Here is a 21,878-nt window from a genome sequence, read left to right as displayed (position 1 = left end):
ACCCAAACGGAAGACAGAACTATCGTGACCGCAACGCGAATCGCATTCGCGTCGGCCACGCGTGCGCTGCATCCGTCGCATGGCGCGCTCCACCACAAGGCTGGCACGCTGCTTCCCCACTCGGCCCGAATGCATACCTGAGGCCGGCGCCGCGGCCCGGCGCGCCTCCACCCGCCATCGCCTTCACGGGCGCCCGGCCTCGCGGCCGATCGCCCGGCCACATTCCTATTGCAACACTCCACGCATGGCCCGCGGCCCCTGCGTGGCATTGCCCCGCCATGTTGAAAACGCCTTACTACCTGATCGACAAACGTGCCCTGCTCCAGAACCTGGAGGTCATTCGCCGGATCCGCGAGCGGTCCGGGGCGAAGGTCCTGCTCGCCCTCAAGTGCTTCGCCACCTGGAGCGTATTCGACCTGATGCGCGAGCACATGGACGGCACCACATCGTCGTCGCTGTTCGAGGTTCGCCTGGGCCGTGAGAAATTCGGCGGCGAAACCCACGCCTACAGCGTGGCCTACGCCGACGACGACATCGACGACGTGGTCGCCTGCGCCGACAAGATCATCTTCAACTCGCTGTCGCAGCTCGAGCGCCATGCGCCGCGCGCCTCGGCCATACCGCGCGGGCTGCGCCTGAACCCCGGCATCAGCGTGTCCGGCTACGACCTGGCCAACCCGGCCAGGCCGTTCAGCCGCCTGGGCGAAACGGACCTGGACAGGATCGCGCAGGCCATGCCGATGATCGACGGCTTCATGGTTCACAACAACTGCGAGAACCGCGACTTCGACCGCTTCGACACCCTGCTCACCGAACTCGAGCATCGCTACGGCCACCTTCTTGGGAAAATCAACTGGATCAGCCTGGGCGGCGGGATCCACTTCACCGAGCCCGGATACGCGCTGGACGCGTTCTGCGACCGCCTGCGCCGCTTCTCCGAGCAATACGGCGTCCAGGTATACCTGGAGCCGGGCGAAGCGGCCATCACCAATACGGCCACGCTGGAAGTGACGGTGCTCGACACGATGCGCAACGAAAAGAACCTTGCCATTGTCGACGCGGCGACCGAGGCCCACATGCTCGACCTGCTGATCTACCGCATGAGCGCGCGCGTACTGCCCGACCAGGGCCCGCACCGCTACGTCATCTATGGCAATTCCTGCCTGGCCGGCGACGTGTTCGGAGAGTTCAGCTTCGAGTCGCCGCTGCAACCCGGTTCGCGGATTTCCATCCAGGACGCCGCGGGGTACACGATGGTCAAGAAGAACTGGTTCAACGGCGTGCGCATGCCCGCCATCGCGATCCGGGAACTGGATGGAGAAATTCGGCTGGTGCGGGAGTTCGGCTACCAGGATTACGTAGACAGCCTGTCCTGAGGAACTGGCTCTGTTGATTGAAGCGAGGTCAAAATGAAACGAAACGTCCTGATCATCGGCGCCGGCGGCGTGGCGCACGTGGTCGCGCACAAATGCGCGCAGCACAACGCCACGCTCGGTGAGATCCACATCGCGTCGCGCACGCTGGAAAAGGCCCAGGGCATCGTCCGCTCGGTCCATGCCATGGGCAACCTGCAGACCAATGGCGTGGTGAAAGCCCACGGCCTGAACGCACTGGACATCAAGGCGACCGCCGCGCTCATCCGCGCCACCAACGCGCGCATCGTCATCCAGGCCGGCACCTCGTTCCTGAACATGGCCGTGCTCGCCGCGTGCGTCGAAACCGGCGCCGCCTACATCGACACGGCCATCCACGAAGACCCCGCGAAGACCTGCGAGGCGCCGCCCTGGTACGCGAACTACGAGTGGAAGCAGGCGCAGGCCTGCGCCGACGCCGGCGTGACCGCGATCCTGGGCGCGGGCTTCGACCCCGGCGTGGTCAACGCCTACGCCAAGCTGGCGGTCGACGAACTGTTCGACGAGGTCAGCTCGATCGATATCATCGATACCAATGCCGGCTCGCACGGCAAGTACTTCGCCACCAACTTCGATCCCGAGATCAACTTCCGCGAATTCACCGGATCCGTCTGGTCGTGGCAGGAAGGCCGCTGGTGCGAGAGCCGCATGTTCGAAGAGCAGCGCGCCTGGGACCTGCCCGTGGTCGGCCGCCAGACCACCTACCTGACCGGCCATGACGAAATCCACTCGCTGTCGACGCACCTGGACGTCCCCAACATCCGCTTCTGGATGGGCTTCAGCGACCACTACATCAACGTCTTCACCGTCCTGAACTCCCTCGGCCTGCTGTCCGAGCAGCCGGTGCGCACGGCCGAGGGCCAGCAGGTCGTCCCGCTGAAGGTGGTCAAGGCCGTGCTGCCCGACCCGGCCTCCCTGGCCCGCACCTACAAGGGCAAGACCTGCATCGGCGACCTGGTCCGCGGCGTCAAGGATGGCCGCCCCCATGAGGTCCTGATCTACAACGTGTGCGATCACGAGCAGGCCTACCGCGAAGTGGGCAGCCAGGCCATTTCGTATACGGCCGGCGTGCCCGCCACCGCGGCCGCGCTGCTGATCGCCGACGGCACCTGGGACAACCGGAAGATGAACAACATCGAGCAACTCGCGCCGCGCCCGTGGCTGCAGTTGCTGGAAACCATGGGGCTGCCGTCGCGGATCCGCGACGCGCACGGCGACCGCGCGCTGCTCAGCCCGTGCGGGAAGCTGCTGAAAGCCGCGTAACGCCGCCGCCCTGCATACGCCAAGCGCCACCCATTCCGGGTGGCGCTTCGCATTGCGGCCCGCCTGGCCGCGCGGGGCCGCGCGTCAGCGCGTCGCGTTCGCGACCGCCTCGATGGTGATGCGCAGCTGGACCTCGTCGCTGACATCCGGCGCGAACGCGTCCACGCCGAAGTCGCTGCGCTTCAACGTCGTCGTGGCGTCGAAGCCGACGGCGGGACGCTGCGCCATCGGGTGCATGCCCTGCTTGTTCCGGCGCGCCTGCAGGACCACCGGCTTGTCGATCCCCTTGATGCGCAGGATGCCGTCGATCTGCAGCTTGCCGTCGCCCCGGTCGGTCACCGAGGTGCTCTTGAAGCGAATATCGGGATACTTGGCCGCCTCGAAGAACTGGGCGCCCTGCAGCATCTCGTCCAGCTTGGGAACATGCGAAGTCAGCTTCGACGTCGGTATGCGCAGATCGACCGCCGAATCCGCCGGCCTGGCCGCGTCGTAGCGCACCACACCGGTAACGCCACCCGCGTGCGCCGTGGGCTTGGAGAAGCCCAGGTGGTCCCAGGTGACCACGACTTCGGTGTGCTCCGGATCGATCTGGTAATCGACCGGCGCGGCCTGCGCCGACAGGCCAGCCAGCGCCAGGAGCGTGGCGGCGAAATAAGCAGGGTAGTTTTTCTTCATGGATGCGCTTTGGTGCCAGGCCTCCGGAAATCGGAAGCGCCCTGGTTCATGGCGGCGGCCAGGCCAGCTGGCCGCCGGAGCGTGCGAACCTACAGGTGGAAATCCCCCGCGGCTTCCGGCTGGTAGAGCACTTTCTCGATCCAGATCCGGCGGGTGCGGTCCGAAATCCGCCAGTCGACGGCATCGCCTTCCTGGTAGCCCAGAATCGCGGTGCCAAAGTCGGAAAAGACAGATAATTTCCCGGCGCTGTCGTCCGCGTCGTCAGGATAGACCAGCGCCACCTCCACTTCCTCGTCGTCCACCTGCAGCAAGGCCCTGGAGTTCATCGTCACGACATTGCCCGCCACGTGCCGCGGATCCACCACGACGGCGCGCTCGACCTCGTGCTCCAGCTCGGCAAACGCCGGGCCCTGTTCGAGCTCGAGCAGACTCCTGAGCCGGGCCTGATCGATTTCGGTGATCTGGATTCCACTGGGCTCGCCCGCCGCGCTTTCGCGCAAGAACCGCAGATAGCGCTCCAAAGTCATGGAAAACGACTTCAGCGTCGGCGTTTCGCTTTCAAGCACGAAACCGCAACGCAGGAAGGCCTTCAACGAACGCTCGTTGTCCGGGTGGACCTTGGCGATGAGCCGCGCGGCCCGCATCTCGAAGAACGCCAGCTTCATTCCTTCGCGGATCGCGCTGGCGCCCAGCTTGCGGCCCCAGTTGTCGCGGTTGCCGATGACCAGGACGATCTCGCAGTCCGGCCCCGTCTTGACGAGACGAACAAAGCCCACCGGCACGTCATGCCGGTCGTAGGCCATGAAGAATCGGCCGCCCTGGTTGAACAGATGGGTCAGGATCGGCAACTGGACCCGGTCGATAACCTGTTCGATGAACCGCGAGACATGGCGCGAATCGCTCAGATGGCGGGTGACGTGCTCGTCTTCCAGCCAATCCATCAGAGTCAGCGCGTGTGTCCGGGTAATCTCCGGACACAGCGAAATGAAAGGCTTGTTCATCTTCACCACATTTGGTTGTAAAGAATGAAAGCCCTTCATGGCCACGGCCATGACGGTTCTTTCTACACGTTGCGCATTTTAAGCCAGCCCGCGCGAGGCGGGTCCGGCGCATGCCGCGGCCGTACGGCCAGGCGCGCCGCAAAGTTGAGAGTGGAACATGAGCCAATATTCGCGCATCCCGGGTATGCAAGCCTGCGTTATAGCCCCAGTCTTTCCTTCAATCGCGCGATAAGATCCATCCTCTCATGCAGGATCGCCAGGATCAGCGTCTGCCGATTCTGGCGAGGCAGGCAAAAGAGCACATGCTTGCCTGCCCGTCTTACCCGCAAGCCGGGAAGCAGGTCATCCAGCTCTTTGAAGACTCCTTGGCCTTGGGCTACTTCACAAGCAGCGGCTTCCAGCTCAGCAATATAGGCAACGCTCCGTGCCTCACCCCAAGTCTCCACGGTATAGCGAACAATGCCCCGTAAATCCGCAGCGGCCCCACGGGAAAGAACGTAGGGCCGGGTCATTGCGCCTTGCTGCGGCGCAGTTCCGCCATGGCGATATCGGTGATGCTGCCGTCTTCCAGCTCGCCACGCTCAGCCTGGGCCAAGCGTTCGTTGAGCAAGGTCTTTAGTTCAGACAGAGCCTGCTCTTCCCCAACCGCCTTGGGAAACAGGCGCTCCAGGGCATACTGCTTGATAGTCTTGCCTTCCAGGGCAGCCATCGCCTTGAGAGCCTGGTGCTGCTGGTCGGTTACGTCTATGGTCAGGCGGCTCATTTGCAGATCTCTTTTCACTGGTCGGTGACACCCACATTACCACAAATGTGGGTTTTTTGGCGAGAAACGGGAAATGCTCCGTCCTGATCGACGCGACAAGGTCCATGACGCTGGCAAGGACTTCGTACTGGTGGCCATCAATGCCTATGCTCGCGCGGCCTTTACCGACATCCATCCCGACGAGCGGTTCCCCAGTCCGCGTCCGCAGACCAATGGCGAAGCCGAGCGGTTCATCCAATCAAGGTATCGGCCTCGCTGTACCCATCTCCAGACTCAAATTCGATGGATACACCCTCTTGACGCCCCACAATGGGGTTCACTTGCAACAGGTGCTTGCGCCCTTGTCGCAACCGCATAGTACGTTTTAGCCACTCTGGCCGCGATCAACAGACTGTCGAAGCGTACAAACCGCGCAAGCTGAACACACCACACTTAGTCTTCAACCTTTACCTTCGGCGCAATCTCACCGTTGAGCCACTTCGTCATTGCCGTTTGCAGTCTAGCTGTTCGCTTCACGGTTTCAGGGTCTTCGGCAATACTACGCACCTCAAGTGGCAGTGTCTGCTCGCCCTTCATGAGCGCAACAATGCCGCGCCGGATTTCCGTCTGCTCATTCTCAATATCGAAATGCCCACGAGGCGCATAAATCTCGTTCTTGAGCTGTAACGGGTCAAACCCATAGTTCAGCTTCTCAGCCATCTTCGACAACAAGTCGGTGTACAGCTCCACGCGCTTCGCGCCCCACGCCTCAAGCGAAGTGCCCTGGTTGTTCAAGTGGTCAAGATATGTACGCCAGCTGCGCATAATTGCCTTGTCCTTGTGAAACTCCAAGGGCACTGCGTTCAACGCATTGACATGCTCAGCGGTTAGGGTGCCGACGCGGGTGTTCATCAGCGATCGGAACAACCATTGCTTCCTCTGCCGCGCTTCCCCACGCTCGGCAACGATCCGCTGCGCTTGGACTGCCAACACGGGACCAAGGAGCGTCGCAAATACAACCGCCCATGTGTCTATGTTCATCCTTCTTATCCCCCTCTCCACATGCATCAATAATAATGGTGGGCTGGGGAATCCGGAAATGGAAAAGGACTTAGCGATCGCTCGCTACGTCCTTGATCATTCTGGTGGGCTGTAAGTGGCTCGAACACTCGACCTACGGATTAAGAAGGCAAGCGTGTCCGCTTTTACCTTTACGTGGATGCCTCCACCTTACTGAGCGACTTCTGGAAAGAAGTCGAACTGATCCTGCAAGAGAGGAGTCCCTGACATGAAAATGCTGCTGGCGAGTTTCCGGCGGCGGTTTCTCAAGGAGATCGAGGGTTTGTTCGTGCAGGTGCTGCTGCTGGCGCGCGAGATGAAGCTGCTCAAGCCGAGGCACATTGCGCTGGACGGCACGAAGATCAAGGCCAACGCGAGCAAGTACAAGGCGCTGTCGTGGGGGCTTGCGAACCGTATTGCGGGGCAGTTGCGCGAGGAGGTGTGGGGCAAGGAACCGCAGCCGCCGCCATCGGCGCTCGCGCTAATTATTGAAATAAAAAATAAAATTCAGTACATTCCCTGACGAATTCCTGAATTTTCGAGAGACGGCTAATGACCCGACGCCAGCAGCGAAAGTCCCGCATGACACCTCGATTGCTGGCTGTGGCGGTATCAGGGTTATGCGTTTCGGGCTGCGAAACCACGCCAGGCGGATCATCCGCTGCGCCGGACGCGTATGCCTCGGTCCCATCCGCTAGCGGCCAACTGCGTTCGCTGGGGACGGTTCCCGATCCTGCCGCTGCGCTGCAAGCCCGTGCCTTGCGGGACATCAACCATCTGCTGACGCAAGGCGAAGCCCTGTTCGCTCCGGGGCAGGGCGTTTCGTGCCCGGTTTCTTACCCGTTGGAAGCGGTTAACAGGCGCTTGCGCGCCAACGGGTCGCCGGAAGAGGCGCCACCGCTGGTATATGCCTTGAATGTCGTCTCGGGCGCTTGCCCCAGCCAGGGATCGAGCGCGGAGGATTTCAAGTTCGAAGGGCCGGTGGATTACATACTGGTCACGCACAAACGCAAGAAGACTACGGGCGACGACCATGACGACATTCTGTTGCAGGAGCGCCGCGTGGGGGTTTACGCCGGGGGCATGCCCGTCGGTGAGCACAAGGAATTCGGGCGCGCATTGCACAAGCACTATCGTCGCCTGTTTTCCGGGGAGATCATGGAGATGCAAGCGGCAGGCCGTGACGCCGGCAAACCCATGTATTCCGTCTACTACCAAAGCTACGGAGGCGGCGGCGCGCCGGAACTGGCCGGAACGCCCGCTGGCGGGACGGTCGATTTCTTTTCTCCGGACTGGCTGGCACGGCCTCTCAAAACCACGATCACGGTGGCCGCATACCCTGACGCATCGCGCAGAGTCGTCACGATTTATGAGGATGGCGAGCCCGTCAGGCGCTTTCGTTCCAGAAAAATGGACGGGCAATACGTCTTGCATGGTTGGTACGAATACCTCAAGCCACGCAGGGATAGCGTGTGCTACCAACAGGCCGTGCAAATCCATGCAACCGAATGCGCCGACCTTTGAGGCACGGGATGACAATGCAATATAAGAACAGAATCAGCACGGGACTGATCCTGCTGGCGTGCGGCGTATTGGCCGGTTGCATGGGGGACCACGACCCTTACGCGGGTTATGCGCCCGCGGAACGAGCCAAGCTTGAGGCGGACGACAATGCTCGCCTCGCTGCCTTCAATCAGCAGTTCAGGCAAGAGAAGGCAAACAACGCAGCGCTGGAAACCGTTGCCGATGAAATGCTGGCGTACCGCATGCGCTCAGGGGATACATCGCTGTTCGAGGGGGTGCGCGTTCGCGGCGACTTTGATCGCTTTGACGGGCAAATGAGCCTGGTGCGCGATGCATATACCCATAAACTGGCGCTCACCTATCACAAAGGTACGTATCATTCCTCGCCGGCATCCACCTACCTCGGTCCCGCATCGGGCTTGAACCAGGCGCCGGCTGGATTCAATGGGCAGTACCAGGGTGATTTCAACATGTTCCTGCAGGCGCCCAGCAAGCTTGACCAGGAATTGGAATTGACCGACCCGGCCATTCGCACGGGGTCTTACGTGATGATTGGCACCTTTGTCCGTCACGATGGCGTGCGGGAACATGGCATTTACGTGGCGGATTTTGGCAATGGCAATCACGCGTTGAAATTCACCAGGGCCACGCCTGCCTATCTTGCCCAAATGGAGCAGCGCTACGCCGATCAGGTGGCGTCTTTCCGCGAGTCGGAGCGCCAGCGGCGGCAAGCCGAGGCCTCTGGCGGCGGCGACGGATTCGGGGCCTTGCTGGCGCTGGGCCTGGGTGGCTTGATTTTGTCGTCGGCCGATATTCCCGGGGCGGATGTCGCCCAGATCGGCGCGGCCTTGTTCCAGGACGTGATGACCGACGGCCAAACACAGGCGCTGGCCGCCATCGCGCGAAGTGGCCGAGGCGCATACGCGCCCAGCACGCCAGGCGGAGCCGCGGTTGCGTCCGCCGGCAATACGCCCGCCCGCGGCGGCGCCGAACGCACCCAGCAATACCGTGTCACCTGCCCGGCGGGGCATTCCAGCACGGTGCCCATTCCATACAAAAGCGCTTCCTGCCTCGCGGCCAAGCAGGAAATGGCGCGCGTCTACGCTTGCAATCTGGTGGGCGAGTTTGAACAAGTCGCGCGGCAATGCGCACAGGGCTGCGGTTCGCCGCAGTGCGTCGAATGAATATCATCCATGCCGCGCGGCGGTTGGCCCTGGTAGCCTTGGCAAGCCTGGCGCTTTCGGGGTGCGAAACGCTGACCAATATGGCGACCAGCGTGCGCGATGCCTTTGCGCCCGCGCCTCAAAGCGATGCGGCGGTCGAGGCCCCGCCGGCTCCCGGGACTTCCGTGGCGGATTCGTCGGCTGGCCCTGCCGACGAATCCGCCGAGGATCCTCTCGCGCCGGGTTTCCTGCATTTCGTTCTGCCCGATTCCCCCTGGGGTACGGAGGGTTGGCGTTTCGAGGCCTTGGCGGCCAGGTCCACGGCTGGCTTCATCCCTTTGCAGTCCGATGCCAGGTTGGGCTATCACCTCAAGCTGACCTTGTGGCCTGATCAATACCAGGTCCGGGTGTCTTTGCGTGGCGATACACGCTTGTCCCAGTGGGTGACGGTCGAGGCCGGAAGGCACACTGTCATCCATGTGGACTTAGGCGTCGTGACGGACGACGTTCTAGTCCTGCATGGCGAAGATGCCCTGAAACGTCTTGCCGAGTCCTTGGCGCTGTCCCGGGACCTGGGTCTGGCGCAGACTTTCAGCCCGTTTCGTCTGATATTCGACGGCGGTCTGGAGGGACGCTGGCATGGCCCCAGGAGCGATGGACAGGCCCGCGGTACGGGCAGGCTGGAGCTCTTCCGAGCCCAGTCTCGCGTGGCTCGCCTCGAAAATGCCCAGGCATTGCCGGGTGCGCGAAGCGGTTTCGAGGGCGTACCGGTATTTGACGACGGCCGGCAAGTGGCGGGCCGCTGGCAGGGCAGGAGCCTGGCCGAGGGCAGCGTCATGCGTTTTCCGGACGGCCGTGTTTTCCAGGGCGGCTATACCGGCACGGAACCCGACACAGGCAAGTTGACCCTGACCGATGGCAGGACGTGGACAGGCAAGGTGAGCAATGGACAGCCGACAGGCAACGGAGATTTGACGTTGCCCGACGGTACGGTGGTTCACGATGTGCCGGGCATCGACGAGTCGGCGTTTGACGGCGAGTACGAATGCACCGCGCCGAGCGGCCGCGCCGTCAACTGCGCTTATTTCGAGGGCGAAAGACAGGCTTCTCTTGCGCAATACAAGCGTCGCGACAAGGCGCGGCAGGCCGCGACAGCGCGTGAGGTTGCGCAGGCGCGCGAGTTGGCCGAGGTTGCCCGGCAAACCCAGCCGGCCTCGCGAACCGATCCCATGAGTAAACAAGGCCTTGCCGCGGCGGTTGCCGCCGCCCAGGAAAACCAGGCCCGTCATCAGGACGCGCCCGCCGTCGACGGCAAACTCGATCGCCCGCAACTATCGAATGCCGCGCGAGCGGCCAGCGGTTGCGCGCGGGTAGAGGGCCGGTTTTCCACCACCACGGGTTTGAGCAAGGTGTCTTTCGATGCCGGCGGACGCGGGCATTTCTGGCAAAAAACATATGGTGGCGCGCGCGCCTATACCTTTGACGTCGATTTCCGTTGGACGAGCACTGATTCCAAGATGACGTTCGACTACGACGAAGCCGTCTACCGCGATGCGGCGGGCAATGAAATGCAGCGTACCCGCATGCCCGGCGGCACTGTCGCCTGCAGCTACGACGGGCGCGAACTGTCGATTGGCGGCGTGTCCTACTTCCGGCTCTAAAAACCAAGGCCTTGCAACTCGATGCGTTGCAAGGCCTTTTAAAAATGGCGGAAGGTGTCATTCCTGTCGAATGTAATGACCCAGCGGAACCTGCTCAGGTTAAGCGGCTAATGCAAATGCCTGAGCCGGAGTCTTCATGCCAAGCGCCCGGTGCGGGCACCAGCGGTTGTAAAAGCGTATCCAGTCCCCTACGACGCGGCTGGCGTGGTGGATGGTCTCGAAGCGATGCCGATGTGCGCATTGTTCTTTCAACGTGCGGATCACGCGTTCGATCATGCCGTTCTGCTGCGGGCAATGCGGCGTGATGAAATCCTGGCGCAGCCCGTAGCCTCGCACCAACGCGGTATAGCTGCGAGACGTGCAGACCAACCCGTTGTCGGATAGTAGACCGTGCGCCGCGGCACGTTGAACCAGCGGCACAGCTTGGCGATCGAGACGGTGATGCCGTCGGCTTGCAGTCCCTGGCGGATCGTCTCGATCACTTCTCGTCCTCGTCCAGCAGGGACTGCAGTTTTTTCTCGCGCGTGGCTCCAGCATCGCCTCGCCGTACGCTTCTTGAAGGTCTTTGAGATGACATTCGTACTGCTCGACTTCCGAGGGCGACAGGTCGTACTGGGGGCTGGCCTCGGCCACGATGGTCTTGCCTTGAATAATGCCCAGCACCAGCGCGCTCTTGCTTTCGTCACTGCCACCCGGCTCCGTTCGTGTTCCATGTTCGGGCATCGCCTACCGCCTCACCATGACCTGAATTGATCGATGCAGACTCAGAATGCCTGCACAGCGCCTACATGAAGCCGAAAAGCAAAAAGGCCGTTAGTGACTACTATCACTAACGGCCTTACAAATCATGGTGGGCTGTGAGTGGCTCGAACACTCGACCTACGGATTAAGAGTCCGCTGCTCTACCAACTGAGCTAACAGCCCGGCGATTGCTGCCTGTCATTCCGGGCCAGCCGGTTGCAGTACTGATGCAATTGCAAGAGGGCGCATTGTACACGAATTTTCGGACCTGTCCAGCCGCGCCCGGTTTTCTTTGCCTTCAGGCGGCGTAGCCGCCATCGACTGAGAGTTCGGCGCCGGTGACGTAGCGCGCCTGGGGCCCGGCCAGGTAGGCCACCATGTTGGCGATGTCGGCCGGCTCGCCATAGTGGGGCACGGCCAGCATCTGGACCAGCGCCGCGGCCTTGTCGGTGCCGGCGGGGTTCATGTCGGTGTCGATGGGCCCGGGGTGCACCACGTTGGCGGTGATGCCGCGCGGGCCCAGGTCGCGCGCCAGCGCGCGCGTGAAGGCCGCGACGGCGGCCTTGCCGGCCGCGTACAGGGCCACGCCCGGCCGGCCGGTGTGCCCGGCCAGGCAACTGCCGATATTGACGATGCGCCCGCCCTCGCCCAGGTGGGGCAGCGCCGCCTGGGTGGCCACGAACACGGCGCGCACGTTGATGTCCATGGAACGGTCGTAATCGTCCGCCGAGATGTCCTCGAGCGGCCCGGCCAGGAAGATGCCGGCGTTGTTGACCAGGATGTCGAGGCGGCCCAGGTCGGCGGCGGCCCGGGTCACCGCTTCGCGGACCTGCCCGGCATCGGCCGCGTCGGCGGCGTAGGCGTGGGCGCGCCGGCCGGCGGCGCGCAGTTCTTCCACCAGCGCGTGGGCCTTGTCGGCGGCGCTGACGTAGGTCAGCGCGATATCGGCGCCGTCGGCCGCCAGGCGGCGCGCGATGGCCGCGCCGATGCCGCGGCTTGCGCCGGTGATGAAAGCAACTTTTCCGTCGAGTGCGGCCATGGCCAGCTCCATTTATGTAGTGATCGATACATATATAATGAAGGCGGGTCACCCAGTCTGTCAATACCCTGGCGACAGCGGGCCCCACGGGTAGAATCCAGGCATGGCAGAACGTGGTCGCCCGCGCAGCTTCGAACGGACCGAAGCGCTGCGCCAGGCAATGGAAATTTTCTGGTCCAAGGGATATGAAGGGGCCTCGCTGGCCGACCTGACGTCGGCCATGGGCATCAATGCGCCCAGCCTGTACGCGGCGTTCGGCTCGAAAGAGGCCTTGTTCCGCGAAGCGGTGCAACGCTACGCCGACACCGAGGGCGCGCGGACGCGGCGCGCCCTGCTGGAGGCGCCCGACGCGCGCGCCGCCATCGAGGGCATGCTGCGGGCCGGCGCGCAGACCTGCACGCTGGACGGCAAGCCGCCCGGCTGCCTGATGGTGCTGGGCGCCACCGCGGGCCCGGCGCAGCATGCGCCAGTGCGCGGCTGGCTGTGCGAGCACCGCCGCAATATGCAGGCCCTGATCCTGCAGCGGCTGGAGCAGGGACGCCGCGACGGCGAGATCGGCCCGGATGCCGACCTGGCCGCCCTGGCGGCCTTCTACGCCACCGTCCTGCATGGCATGTCGATCCAGGCCCGCGATGGCGCCGATCGCGCCGCGCTGCAGGCCGTGGCGCGGCAGGCCATGCACGCCTGGGACGCGCTGGCGCGCCCGCCCGCCGCCGCCCGCTGAGCTAGCGGCGCGGCGCCTGGGCAGGCTTGCGCATCTCCGTCAGCAGGGTGGCGCAGTGATTGTCGTCGCTGGTGCTGGGCGCGATCAGCGCCAGCAGGCCGGCGGCCGGCGTCAGGAGTATGCCCAGGGCCACCGCGCCGGCGCCGCGTGCGGCCAGCGGTCCGACATGCACGCCGGCGTCGGGCTTCTTGAAGCTGCCTTTGACGTACAGCGGCGAGCGCAGCGAGAACAGGCGAAAGCCCTTGCTGTCGGGATCGATATCCAGGTTGAGCAGTTCCTTGCGGAAGTCGATCGAGCCGGTGATGTTGACGATGGCGTTCTCGGTGTCGATCACGAACACGCGCGGCGTCATGACGCCGCGCGTCATGCCCATGTCGGCCGCGGCGCAATTGATCTTGACCTCGTCGTCGCCGAACAGCTTGCTGACCACGTAGTTGCCCACGTTCAGGCCGGCGATCTCCATCAGCGCGCGGCTGATCACGCCGTCGTTGACCAGCAGCTTGGTCTCGCCGCTGGCGCTGCCCAGCAGGGCCGCCACGGAGTTGCCCTGGCCTGAGAGCGCCACGTCGCCGTTGACCTCGCCCAGCGCCTTCTGCATGGCCTGCACGTTCGGAAAAAGCTGCTTCAGGCGCAGCCGCCGCACGGCCAGGCGCACGTTGCCATTCATGGGCGCCTGGCGCCCGTCCAGCTTGAGCGTGGTGTCCAGGCTGCCGCCCGCCATGCCGAAACGCAACGGCGCCAGGGTCAGCACGCCGTCGTCGAGCTGCACATGCGCGGTCAGGTCGCTGATGGGCAGCGTGTCGCTGTGCAGGATGCGTTCGCCGCGCAATTCCACGTCGGCATCCATGACGCGCCAGCGGTCGGTGCGGAACTCCTGTACCGGCAGGACCTTGTCCGCCGGTTGCGCGACGGCCTTCTCGCCTTCGGCCTTGACGGACTTGGCGCCGCCCGATTGCACGCCGATCAGCGGGCCCAGGTCGGCCATGCGCAACAGGCGCGAAGACAGCTTGCCGCTCAGCTTGGGGCGCGGTTGCCGCAAGGCGAAGGTGATGTCGCCGTGCAGGTCGCTGGCGCCGACCTTGCCGTTGAAGCCGCGGTATTCGAAGCGCGCGCCGTTGGGGTCCTGCAGCCGGGCCACCAGGTGGCCGTCGGTGGAATACGGCGGCGTATCGGGCAAGGTCACGCCGGTCAGGGGATACAGGTTGGCCATCGAAGCGCCGGCCAGCTTCAGGCGCAGGTCCAGCGCGCCCAGGTTCATGGGGTCGGTCAGGGTGCCCGCCACCGCGACCTTGGTCGAGCCGATGGCCACCTCGGCCTGCACCGGAAACGGCTGGCGGGCGTCGCGCAGCGCCAGCATGCCCCCGACCTTGCCCGTCCCTTCCAGGGGCAGGTTCTTGTAGCGGCCGTTCACTTGCCAGCCAAACGCGTAGTCGGGCGGCGCGGCCGCGGCGTCCGCCGCCTTGCCGCTGTCCGCCTTGCCGCTGTCCGCTTTGCCGGCCGGCTGGTCCGCGGCGCCGTCGGCGGCTGGCGCCCCGGCCAGTTCGGCGAACGGCACGGGCTTGCCCAATGGGTCGACCAGCACGTCAAGGTCGGCCTGCACAATGGCGTCCGCATAGCGGATGGCCCCCTGGTCGAAGCCGATCGCGTCGATATCCACCTTCCAGGGCGAGGGCTCGCCCGTATCCGGCATGGTGAATTCCCAGTTGGCCACGCCATCGGCGCGGCGCTGCAGGTCGGCCCGCAGGCCGCTCAACTGGATGCGCCGGATGACCACGCGCTGCCGCAGCAGCGGCAAGGGCGCCAGGCGGAACTCGCCGCGGCGCAGCGTCAACAGGTTGGGATCGCGGGCCCAGACGGCATTGGCGATGGCGACATCATGGACCACGAAATGCGGCCAGGGCACCCAGCCGCGCCAGCCGCCCTGCCCGGGTTCGCGCGCCCATTGCACGCTGAGGTCGCCCTGGATGGCGAACGGCCTGCCCAGCGCGGCGCTCGCCTGCTCGTTGATCATTGGCTTGAGGCGATTCCAGTCCAGCGTGGCCAGAATCACCAGCACGGCGGCCAGCACAACCACCACGGCGCCGGCCAGACCCAGGAAAATCTTCTTCTTGCGCGTCATCCCGCGGATCCCTTTGCCTGGCCACGTGGAGCGGACCAGGCTGTTTATCCTTCAACTAGGGTAGCGCAGGCATGCCCGGGCGCAAAGGCCGGCGCACCATCGGGATACAGCCGGCAATACTGCCTTACGTACTCGGCGCCTCTCGATCGGGACGCTGGAAGCGGTAACGCGCCTGCTCGCAGGCGGCATGATGATGGCACAGGGGGTGATGGTCGTTGACCATGCCGACCGACTGCATGAAGGCATAGACGGTGGTGGGCCCCACGAAAGACCAGCCCTGCTTCTTGAGCGCCTTGGAAAGGGCCTCGGACTCGGCGGTGGAGGCCAGCACCTCGAAAGGGGCGTCGGCGCCGCGCGGCGGCGCTTCGTAGCGCCAGAAGAATGCCGCCAGCGAACCCTCCCGGTCGCGCAAGGCCAGGGCGCGCCGCGCATTGTTGATCACCGCCTCGATCTTGCCCCGGTGGCGCACGATGCCGGCGTCCAGCAACAGCGCCTCGACCCGGCGCTCGTCGAAACCCGCCACCCGTTCCATGTCGAAGTCCGCGAAGGCGCGCCGGAAGGCCGCGCGCTTGTTCAGGATGGTGCGCCAGCTCAGGCCGGACTGGAAGCCCTCCAGGCACAGCTGCTCGAACAGGGCGCGATCGTCGGCCTGCGGTCGGCCCCATTCGTGGTCGTGGTAGGCCACATAATCGACGGAATGATCCAGCCAGCCGCAGCGGGTCAGGCCGTCGGCAAAATCGGTACGAGGGTCCATGAGGCGGGCAGACAGAAAGGCAAGTTCCGGAACCACCGATGCTAGCAAATCTTCTGGAAAATTCCCGCCCCTCCCTGCTAAGATCGCTGCCTTCCGGCCCCCCCGGCGCTTGCGCCTTCGCCGCCATGACGATCCCCCCTCTCTCGCTCACCCAGGCTCCCGTCCCCGTCTCCCTGGTCGTCGGCAGCGACGACGCCAACCCCTGCCTGAGCTGCGGCGCCTGCTGCGCCCATTTCCGGGTGTCGTTCTATTTTGGCGAAGTCGATGGCGTCCACGGCGGCCAGGTCCCGCAGGAGCTGGTCACCCAGATCGGCCCGCTGCGCGTCTGCATGAAAGGCACCGAGGCCGGCGGCGGACGCTGCGTCGCGCTGCGCGGCGAACCGGGCCGGCCTGGCATCCTGTGCGCCATCTATGAGCAGCGGCCCACGCCGTGCCGCGAGTTCTCGGTATGGCAGCCGGACGGCACGCCCAACCCGGACTGCCAGCGCCTGCGTCTCGCCCTGGGGCTGGCCGCGCTGGCGCCGCGCCCCGACGCCGAGAACGACCCCGAAGGTCCCGCCACCCCGACCCAGCCACGCGCGGCGTAAGCGCGCCACGGCGTCATTCGGGCGGCGGAAAATGCGGCCCCGCGCCCAGGCGCGCCATGGCGTCGTCGGGGTTGCGCAACGGGCACTCCCGCAACGACAGGCAGCCGCAGCCAATACAGCCGTCGAGCTGGTCGCGCAATTGCGTCAGCCCCAGGATGCGCTCGTCCAGTTCCTGGCGCCACGCGCGCGACAGGCGCCGCCAGTCGGCCACGGTGGGCGCGCGCGAGGTCGGCAAGGTGGCCAGCGCCTGCGCGATCGCCGCCAGCGGCAGGCCCATGCGTTGCGCCACGCGTATCACGGCCACCCGCCGCAATACGGCGCGCGCGTAGCGGCGCTGATTGCCGGCCGTGCGCGTGCTGGCGATCAACCCCTTGGCTTCGTAGAAATGCAGGGCCGATACGGCCAGCCCGGTGCGCTCGGCCACCTCGCCCACCGACAGCAAGTCCGGACGCCGGACGGCTTTCGCGGATCGCGTCATCACCAACCCCAAGTCTGCGTCATCGCGCAAATGCTAACAGCGCGCCCGCGCCGGGCGTCCACAACCCCAAGATGCGCAGGGGCTTTGCCCTTGACCTCAAGCCAGCTTCAGGGTCCATACTGGTGTGCGTCGTCGATACACCGGAAGTCGCCACGGCGTAATGAACTTATGCCTGATCGGCCGATCCTAATGCCTTGCGCATCAGCGCCATGCGCCGCGCCGCCACACCAAGGAGTACCCATGTCCGAACCCGTACGCACCGCCTCCCGCCCGGGCAAGCAGCCAGCCCCGCCCGTCGCCGAGCCGATGGCCCCGCGGCAGGCGCCGCGCTCGCGTCAAGCGGCGCGCGCCGGCGCCAACGCATCCGGCCGGCCGTACGATGCAATCGAGCACGAACAGGTGCGCGCCTGGAGCAACGTGTCGTAGAAACCGCCCAGGCCGGCATCGGCGCGCCAGCCATCGCGGCTGCCGTTATCCGTCCAACGCGTACTCCGGGACCGCCTGGGTCGTCAGCGACGCCCGCGCCCAATCCAGGGCTTCGCGTATGGCACGGAACTGCTTGCCGCCCTCGTTGCCGGCGGAGGCCGCACTGACCCCGTAGACCACCCCGTCGACCTCGAAATCGATGGCCACGGCCGTATAGCCGGGCGTCAGCACACTCCGGGTCACGAAACAACCCTGCTTGCGGCATTGCCGGACCCGCTCGCGGATGTCCGACCCCTGGTAGCCGGCGGCAAGCAACCCGTCCTGATTGCGCACCAGGTAGCGGTCTATTTCGTAGTCGGGCCAGCGCGACAGCAGGCAAACCCCGGCGGGACCGATGCCGAGCAGCCGCATGACCGCGACCTTGCTCGGCACGATCTCCAGCTCGGCCACGTCGAAGTAGGTCCGCTGCAGGACCGAATAGTCACCCGAGCAGCGAACCAGGTGCAGGCGGCATGCGTGCTGTATGGCGAGCGGCTTGAGCACCTCCTCGATGGCGGGCGGCACGTACGGACGCGCGACCGCCTGCACCCCCAGATCGAACGCCAGGGGGCCCAGGTGCAGCTTGCGCGTACTGGGGTGGCGGACGATCAGGCCCGACTGCCGCAGCATGTCTATCCAGCGATACGCCGTCGATAGCGACAGGCCGAGCTGCTCGCTGACGTAGCGGGCCGTCACGCCGGCACGGTTGCTGTCACCGACCAGCAGCAGTATCGACACGCAGATCGAAAATGGCGCCATGTCCGGTCAGTTCAGCAGCCGCAGCGTTTCTTTCTGCATCGCTGCCGCAGTCTCTTGCTCGGACATGTCGTTGGCCAGCATCTTGTTGATGGCGCTCTCGATCTGGCCGGAACTGATCAGGTCGCCGGACTTCGGCGTCAGCCCTACCCCGTCGATCCCCGGCATGGTGCCGTCCGTATGGCGGCGAATGAAATCGGTGGCATCGGGAAAGCGCTTGACCGTCTCGTTCGAGGCCTGGAATTGCCCGTACGCCGCCTGGTCGTGGTAGACCGGAAACGAGCTGATGGAGGCGGCCTCCAGGTAGGCCGCGAACGAGTTGGTGGAGAACAGATGCTCGACGAACGCCTTGGCGGTCTGGCTGTTCTTGCCGTCGGCGATGCACCAGCCGCGCTGGTTCTGGATCGTGCGGTTCACCTTGCCCGGCAAGGCCAGGGCCAGGGTGGAGCCCTCGTCGCGGTTGGTGCGCTGGAACGTCGCCATGGACGAGGGGTTGGAGATGGTCATGGCCACCCTGCCCTGCGCCAGCGCGCGCTGGATTTCCGAGAAGCCGAAATTCAACGACCCCGGCGGCGAGTAGGCGTACAACTGCTTGTAGACCTTCAGCGCATCGATGGACGCGGCAGACTCGAAGATGGGGTTGCCCTGCGCGTCGAACGTGCTGCCGCCCATGGAGTACAGAATCATGCCGTAGGCGAAGCGTGGCGAAAAATCGGTCTTGCCGGGCATGGCGATGCCGTACTTGCCATTGGCGGGATCATTCAGCTTCTGCGCCGCGCGGATCACATCGTCCCAGCTCTCCGGCGCCGCCAGCCCGGCCTTCTTGAAAAGATCGGCCCGGTACATCAGATAGGTCGGCGTGCGCGCCACCGGCACGCAGGCCACCGCGCCCCGATAGCTCCATTGCTTGAGCGCGTCCTCGTCGAAGCGGTCTTTCCCCAGCCGGTCGATGAGGTCCGACACATCGGCCAGTTTTCCGCCTTTCATCCCGTCCAGCCACGGCGCCAGCCCATAGGTCGTCCAGATGACATCGGGCAAGCCGCCCGCCGCCGCCGCGGCGGGAATCTTGAGGTAGGCGTCATTGGGAGACATCTGCACCACGCTGACCTTGACGCCGGGCTGCTTCGCCTTGAACGCGGCAGCCTCCGTTTCGAGCCATTTCTTGTAGCCAGGACGGGAGTCCGTCATCCATACAACGATGGAACCATCAGCCATCGCACAGCCGGAATACAGCAGCGACGACACCAGCAGTGAAGCAACGCGTTTCATCATGTCCCCTTCGACGATTCTGGTTGAGACAGGTCGACGCCTGTCTATATGAACTTCATGGAGGCCAGCTCGGAAAATGCCGCCCGGGAAGAGCCGGCAACAAGCTCATGGGCCGCGATCCCGGCCGACTCGCCCATCTGGATGCACGGCGCGGTGACCCGGCAGGACGCCTGCGCCAATGGCGTGCTGCTGATCGCGCGGCCGACGACCAGGGCGTTCCGGACTCCCTGCGGCAGGCACGATTCGTAGGGAATGCCATAGTAGCGGTCGCCCTCCAGGGGCTCCCAGTGCGTCTGCGTGTTCGAGCCGTGGAACTCGATCGGCCAGGCCGAATAGGCAACCGAGTTGGCCGGCTTGTCTCCGTCACGCACCATGGCTTCGGTGAGGGGATGGTCGTTGACGATGTTGCGCGAATCCCGCACGCCCACCGACGAGCCCAGGTCGACGATCTCGATATTGGCGAAGCCGTCCACCTCCCGCTTCAGCAGCTCGACCAGCCGGAAGGCTTCCTTGCGCGCCTCCATCTCCACCCGGGACATGTCCAGCGCGGCGGCCAGCGCATCGTCGGCGGTCGACTCGAAATACACCCTGGTCGCATTGAAGTGCAGCAGCCGCTGGTCGGGATGCACATAGACCGCGACGGCGCTGCGCTTGAACGCCTCCGCCTGGCCGCCGGCATTGTGCTTCTCGATGGCCTGCTTGATTTCCGTGCGCACGTCGCGCACGCGCGGGTCCACTTCCGCCCCGATCACCCGGAACATCGACGATGCCGCCTGCACGGTGCCGTTCTCGCCGCGGCGCAAGGGCGTCGCGCACAGGCCCGCCAGGGAGGCGTTGCCGGTCGCGTCGACATACGCGCGCGCCGCGAGGGAGAACGGGCCTTCCACGCCTGCCAGGTGGATGCGCGCGATCCGCTCGCCTTCCATGTCGACCGCGAACAGCCGCGAATGGAAGAATGTCGTGACGTTGGGCGGCAGGAATTGATCCAGCAGATACCGCACCTTGACCGGCTCGTAAGGCAAGGCCGTGACATGGCCGTACGAGTACAGGCCATCGCAGGCCTGCGCCTTGCGCATCGCGTGCACAAACTCGTCGAACAGGCCATGCACGACCTGGGTATGGGCAGCGCCCGTCCAAGCGCCGCAGATGCCGCCCAGGGTCACCTGCGTCAGCGTTCCGCCCAGCATCCCGGATGCCTCGACGAGCGCCACGCGCAGCCCCCTGCGGGCCGCGCTTATGGCCGCGAAGGCGCCGCTGGTGCCGCCGCCCACGACGATCAGGTCATACCTGCCGTGTGGGCTATCCATGTTCCTACTCACGTATCCTCCTTCCGCTTTGCGGGTCGAAACACATCGCATGCTTGCCCTCGAAGCGGACGCTGTAGCGCTGCGTCCGGTCGAGCCGGTCCGGGCCGAAGGCCTGGACCATCATCTCGCCAGCCTCGCGCCTGAGGGAAACAATGGTCTTTCCTCCGAGATACTCGGAAGAGAGAAACACGAACTCCCCATTGGCGTCGGGCGTGATCTCCAGGTGGTCGGGCCGGACTCCGATCAGCAGATCGCCGCGCGGATCTAGCGGGCAACGTCCATCGCCAAGCGTCACGACGTCCCGCGCCGCGGCCTGGGAGAACCGCTCGCTCGCCACGCGCAGGAAATTGATCCGCGGGGAGCCAAGGAATTCGGCCGCGTACGTCGTGGCCGGCTGCTCGTACAGCTCGGCCGGCGCGCCATCCTGCTCTATGCGCCCTTCCCGCATGAGAATGACCCGCGTGCCCATCGTCATGGCCTCTGTCTGGTCGTGGGTCACGTAGACAATGGTGTGCCCGAGGTCGCGGTGCAGGTCCGCGATCTCGCGCCGCGTCGAGGCCCGCAGCTGGGCATCCAGGTTGGAAAGCGGCTCGTCCATCAGGCAGATTTCCCTGCCATCGACGATGGCCCGGGCCAGCGCCACGCGTTGCCGCTGCCCGCCCGACAGCGCGCGCGGCTTCCTGTCGAGCAAGGGCGTCAGCCGGACTTTGCCGGCCGCCCGCTCGGCGGCCTCGCGCATGGTCCTGAGGATACGCTTGCGCTTCGGGAACAGCCGGCCAAGCAAGGGCAGCGAGTACGCATACTTCCACAGGCTCATCTTGATGGGAAAGGAGATGTTCTCCCAGACCTTCAGGTGCGGATACAGCGCGTAGCTTTGAAAAACCATCGCCAGGCGCCGGTCCTTCGGCGCTACGTCCGTCATGACCTCGTCGCCGATGCGAACGGTTCCGGCCGTGGGTTGCTCGAGGCCGGCGATGATCTTGAGCAGCGTGCTCTTGCCGCACCCCGACTCGCCAAGTATCACCACGAACTCCCCCGGCGCGATCGCCACGGAAATATCATCCAGTATGGGCGAGCCGCCGTACGACTTGGATACCGAGTTCAGCTCGATTGCAGTGCTTGCAGACTTCATGGAATGG

General features: G+C 64.9%; 22 protein-coding genes, 1 tRNA gene and 3 pseudogenes. 10 read left to right on the top strand and 16 right to left on the bottom strand.

What is annotated here, in order from left to right; genetic code table 11:
• The first annotated feature begins 278 nt into the window (after positions 1-278).
• Together nspC and CAL11_RS04295 are read left to right on the top strand one after the other, a co-directional pair.
• Positions 279-1,376 carry a carboxynorspermidine decarboxylase gene (nspC, locus tag CAL11_RS04300; protein WP_086092253.1) on the top strand — a complete coding sequence of 366 codons (1,098 nt, stop codon included), beginning with the start codon at positions 279-281 and terminating at the stop codon, positions 1,374-1,376.
• 33 nt (positions 1,377-1,409) lie between these two features.
• Positions 1,410-2,675 (top strand): saccharopine dehydrogenase family protein, encoded by a 1,266-nt coding sequence (locus tag CAL11_RS04295; protein WP_086092252.1) that lies wholly within the window; start codon positions 1,410-1,412, stop codon positions 2,673-2,675.
• 84 nt (positions 2,676-2,759) lie between these two features.
• On the opposite strand, the gene CAL11_RS04290 is transcribed toward CAL11_RS04295, so the two are convergent.
• The 4 genes from CAL11_RS04290 to CAL11_RS04275 all read right to left on the bottom strand — a co-directional run bounded on the left by CAL11_RS04290 (position 2,760) and on the right by CAL11_RS04275 (position 5,114).
• Positions 2,760-3,350: a YceI family protein gene (locus CAL11_RS04290; protein ID WP_086092251.1), complete on the bottom strand. Its 591-nt coding sequence runs from the start codon at positions 3,348-3,350 to the stop codon at positions 2,760-2,762.
• Positions 3,351-3,439: 89 nt separating this feature from the next.
• Positions 3,440-4,402, bottom strand: coding sequence for a bifunctional GNAT family N-acetyltransferase/nucleoside diphosphate kinase regulator (locus CAL11_RS04285; protein ID WP_086092250.1), 963 nt, complete (start codon positions 4,400-4,402; stop codon positions 3,440-3,442).
• 146 nt (positions 4,403-4,548) lie between these two features.
• Positions 4,549-4,863 carry a type II toxin-antitoxin system RelE/ParE family toxin gene (locus CAL11_RS04280; RefSeq protein ID WP_086092249.1) on the bottom strand — a complete coding sequence of 105 codons (315 nt, stop codon included), beginning with the start codon at positions 4,861-4,863 and terminating at the stop codon, positions 4,549-4,551.
• Positions 4,860-5,114 (bottom strand): antitoxin, encoded by a 255-nt coding sequence (locus CAL11_RS04275; protein ID WP_086092248.1) that lies wholly within the window; start codon positions 5,112-5,114, stop codon positions 4,860-4,862. The genes CAL11_RS04280 and CAL11_RS04275 overlap by 4 nt, the downstream gene beginning before the upstream one ends.
• Before the next feature lie 28 nt (positions 5,115-5,142).
• Here CAL11_RS04275 and CAL11_RS04270 point away from each other — a divergent pair.
• A pseudogene (locus CAL11_RS04270) lies at positions 5,143-5,482 on the top strand (hypothetical protein); the annotation flags it as partial.
• A 64-nt stretch (positions 5,483-5,546) separates the two neighbouring features.
• Here CAL11_RS04270 and CAL11_RS04265 read toward each other — a convergent pair.
• Positions 5,547-6,134: a DUF6680 family protein gene (locus CAL11_RS04265; RefSeq protein WP_157668842.1), complete on the bottom strand. Its 588-nt coding sequence runs from the start codon at positions 6,132-6,134 to the stop codon at positions 5,547-5,549.
• Positions 6,135-6,393: 259 nt separating this feature from the next.
• On the opposite strand from CAL11_RS04265, the pseudogene CAL11_RS04260 reads away from it, so the two are divergent.
• From CAL11_RS04260 to CAL11_RS04245, 4 genes and pseudogenes are all read left to right on the top strand, one after another.
• Positions 6,394-6,594 (top strand): annotated as a pseudogene (locus tag CAL11_RS04260) (IS5/IS1182 family transposase); the annotation flags it as partial.
• Positions 6,595-6,734: 140 nt separating this feature from the next.
• On the top strand, positions 6,735-7,676 hold the full coding sequence (locus tag CAL11_RS04255; protein ID WP_244172910.1) for a hypothetical protein: 942 nt from the start codon (positions 6,735-6,737) through the stop codon (positions 7,674-7,676).
• Between the two features lie 14 nt (positions 7,677-7,690).
• Entirely contained in the window at positions 7,691-8,860 is a 1,170-nt protein-coding gene (locus tag CAL11_RS04250) for a hypothetical protein (protein ID WP_244172909.1), read from the top strand.
• Complete coding sequence (locus tag CAL11_RS04245; RefSeq protein WP_086092243.1) at positions 8,857-10,500, top strand: hypothetical protein; 1,644 nt, start codon at positions 8,857-8,859, stop codon at positions 10,498-10,500. The genes CAL11_RS04250 and CAL11_RS04245 overlap by 4 nt, the downstream gene beginning before the upstream one ends.
• Positions 10,501-10,599: 99 nt before the next feature.
• Here CAL11_RS04245 and CAL11_RS24635 read toward each other — a convergent pair whose 3' ends face one another.
• The 4 genes and pseudogenes from CAL11_RS24635 to CAL11_RS04220 all read right to left on the bottom strand — a co-directional run bounded on the left by CAL11_RS24635 (position 10,600) and on the right by CAL11_RS04220 (position 12,280).
• The gene (locus tag CAL11_RS24635; protein ID WP_347876368.1) at positions 10,600-10,776 is read right to left on the bottom strand and encodes an integrase core domain-containing protein; all 177 of its coding nucleotides are present in this window, start codon (positions 10,774-10,776) and stop codon (positions 10,600-10,602) included.
• Positions 10,777-10,978: 202 nt separating this feature from the next.
• Positions 10,979-11,223 (bottom strand): annotated as a pseudogene (locus CAL11_RS24630) (hypothetical protein).
• Between the two features lie 125 nt (positions 11,224-11,348).
• Positions 11,349-11,424: transfer RNA gene (locus tag CAL11_RS04225), tRNA-Lys, on the bottom strand.
• A gap of 115 nt (positions 11,425-11,539) precedes the next feature.
• Complete coding sequence (locus CAL11_RS04220; RefSeq protein WP_086094510.1) at positions 11,540-12,280, bottom strand: 3-oxoacyl-ACP reductase family protein; 741 nt, start codon at positions 12,278-12,280, stop codon at positions 11,540-11,542.
• A gap of 103 nt (positions 12,281-12,383) precedes the next feature.
• Between CAL11_RS04220 and CAL11_RS04215 the strand changes: the two genes are divergently transcribed.
• The gene (locus CAL11_RS04215; protein WP_086092241.1) at positions 12,384-13,004 is read left to right on the top strand and encodes a TetR/AcrR family transcriptional regulator; all 621 of its coding nucleotides are present in this window, start codon (positions 12,384-12,386) and stop codon (positions 13,002-13,004) included.
• A 1-nt stretch (position 13,005) separates the two neighbouring features.
• On the opposite strand, the gene CAL11_RS04210 is transcribed toward CAL11_RS04215, so the two are convergent.
• Both CAL11_RS04210 and CAL11_RS04205 read right to left on the bottom strand, forming a co-directional pair.
• Complete coding sequence (locus tag CAL11_RS04210; RefSeq protein ID WP_086092240.1) at positions 13,006-15,123, bottom strand: AsmA family protein; 2,118 nt, start codon at positions 15,121-15,123, stop codon at positions 13,006-13,008.
• Positions 15,124-15,247: 124 nt separating this feature from the next.
• The gene (locus tag CAL11_RS04205) at positions 15,248-15,925 is read right to left on the bottom strand and encodes a DNA-3-methyladenine glycosylase I (protein ID WP_086092239.1); all 678 of its coding nucleotides are present in this window, start codon (positions 15,923-15,925) and stop codon (positions 15,248-15,250) included.
• 77 nt (positions 15,926-16,002) lie between these two features.
• Here CAL11_RS04205 and CAL11_RS04200 point away from each other — a divergent pair, with 77 nt between their 5' ends.
• Positions 16,003-16,464, top strand: a complete 462-nt coding sequence (locus tag CAL11_RS04200) for a YkgJ family cysteine cluster protein (protein ID WP_086092238.1) — start codon at positions 16,003-16,005, stop codon at positions 16,462-16,464.
• 13 nt (positions 16,465-16,477) lie between these two features.
• Here the strand turns inward: CAL11_RS04200 and soxR are convergent, their stop codons facing one another.
• A complete protein-coding gene (gene soxR, locus CAL11_RS04195) occupies positions 16,478-16,942 on the bottom strand; it encodes a redox-sensitive transcriptional activator SoxR (protein WP_086092237.1) in 465 nt (154 codons plus the stop codon).
• A 240-nt stretch (positions 16,943-17,182) separates the two neighbouring features.
• Between soxR and CAL11_RS04190 the strand changes: the two genes are divergently transcribed.
• A complete protein-coding gene (locus CAL11_RS04190) occupies positions 17,183-17,368 on the top strand; it encodes a hypothetical protein (protein WP_033467575.1) in 186 nt (61 codons plus the stop codon).
• A 45-nt stretch (positions 17,369-17,413) separates the two neighbouring features.
• Here CAL11_RS04190 and CAL11_RS04185 read toward each other — a convergent pair whose 3' ends face one another.
• The 4 genes from CAL11_RS04185 to CAL11_RS04170 are packed head-to-tail and all read right to left on the bottom strand — an operon-like array spanning position 17,414 to position 21,871.
• Positions 17,414-18,166, bottom strand: a complete 753-nt coding sequence (locus CAL11_RS04185) for a DNA-binding protein (protein ID WP_086092236.1) — start codon at positions 18,164-18,166, stop codon at positions 17,414-17,416.
• A gap of 6 nt (positions 18,167-18,172) precedes the next feature.
• Complete coding sequence (locus tag CAL11_RS04180) at positions 18,173-19,435, bottom strand: ABC transporter substrate-binding protein (protein WP_086092235.1); 1,263 nt, start codon at positions 19,433-19,435, stop codon at positions 18,173-18,175.
• Positions 19,436-19,476: 41 nt separating this feature from the next.
• Positions 19,477-20,739, bottom strand: a complete 1,263-nt coding sequence (locus tag CAL11_RS04175; protein WP_086092234.1) for an FAD-dependent oxidoreductase — start codon at positions 20,737-20,739, stop codon at positions 19,477-19,479.
• A gap of 4 nt (positions 20,740-20,743) precedes the next feature.
• Positions 20,744-21,871: an ABC transporter ATP-binding protein gene (locus CAL11_RS04170; protein ID WP_086092233.1), complete on the bottom strand. Its 1,128-nt coding sequence runs from the start codon at positions 21,869-21,871 to the stop codon at positions 20,744-20,746.
• Between the last annotated feature and the right edge of the window lie 7 nt (positions 21,872-21,878).

The sequence above is a fragment of the Bordetella genomosp. 6 genome (genome assembly GCF_002119705.1).
Classification (GTDB): Bacteria; Pseudomonadota; Gammaproteobacteria; order Burkholderiales; family Burkholderiaceae_B; genus Bordetella; species Bordetella bronchiseptica_F.
Note: the sequence above shows the minus strand (reverse complement) of the source record. Positions and strands in the feature narration are given on the sequence as shown.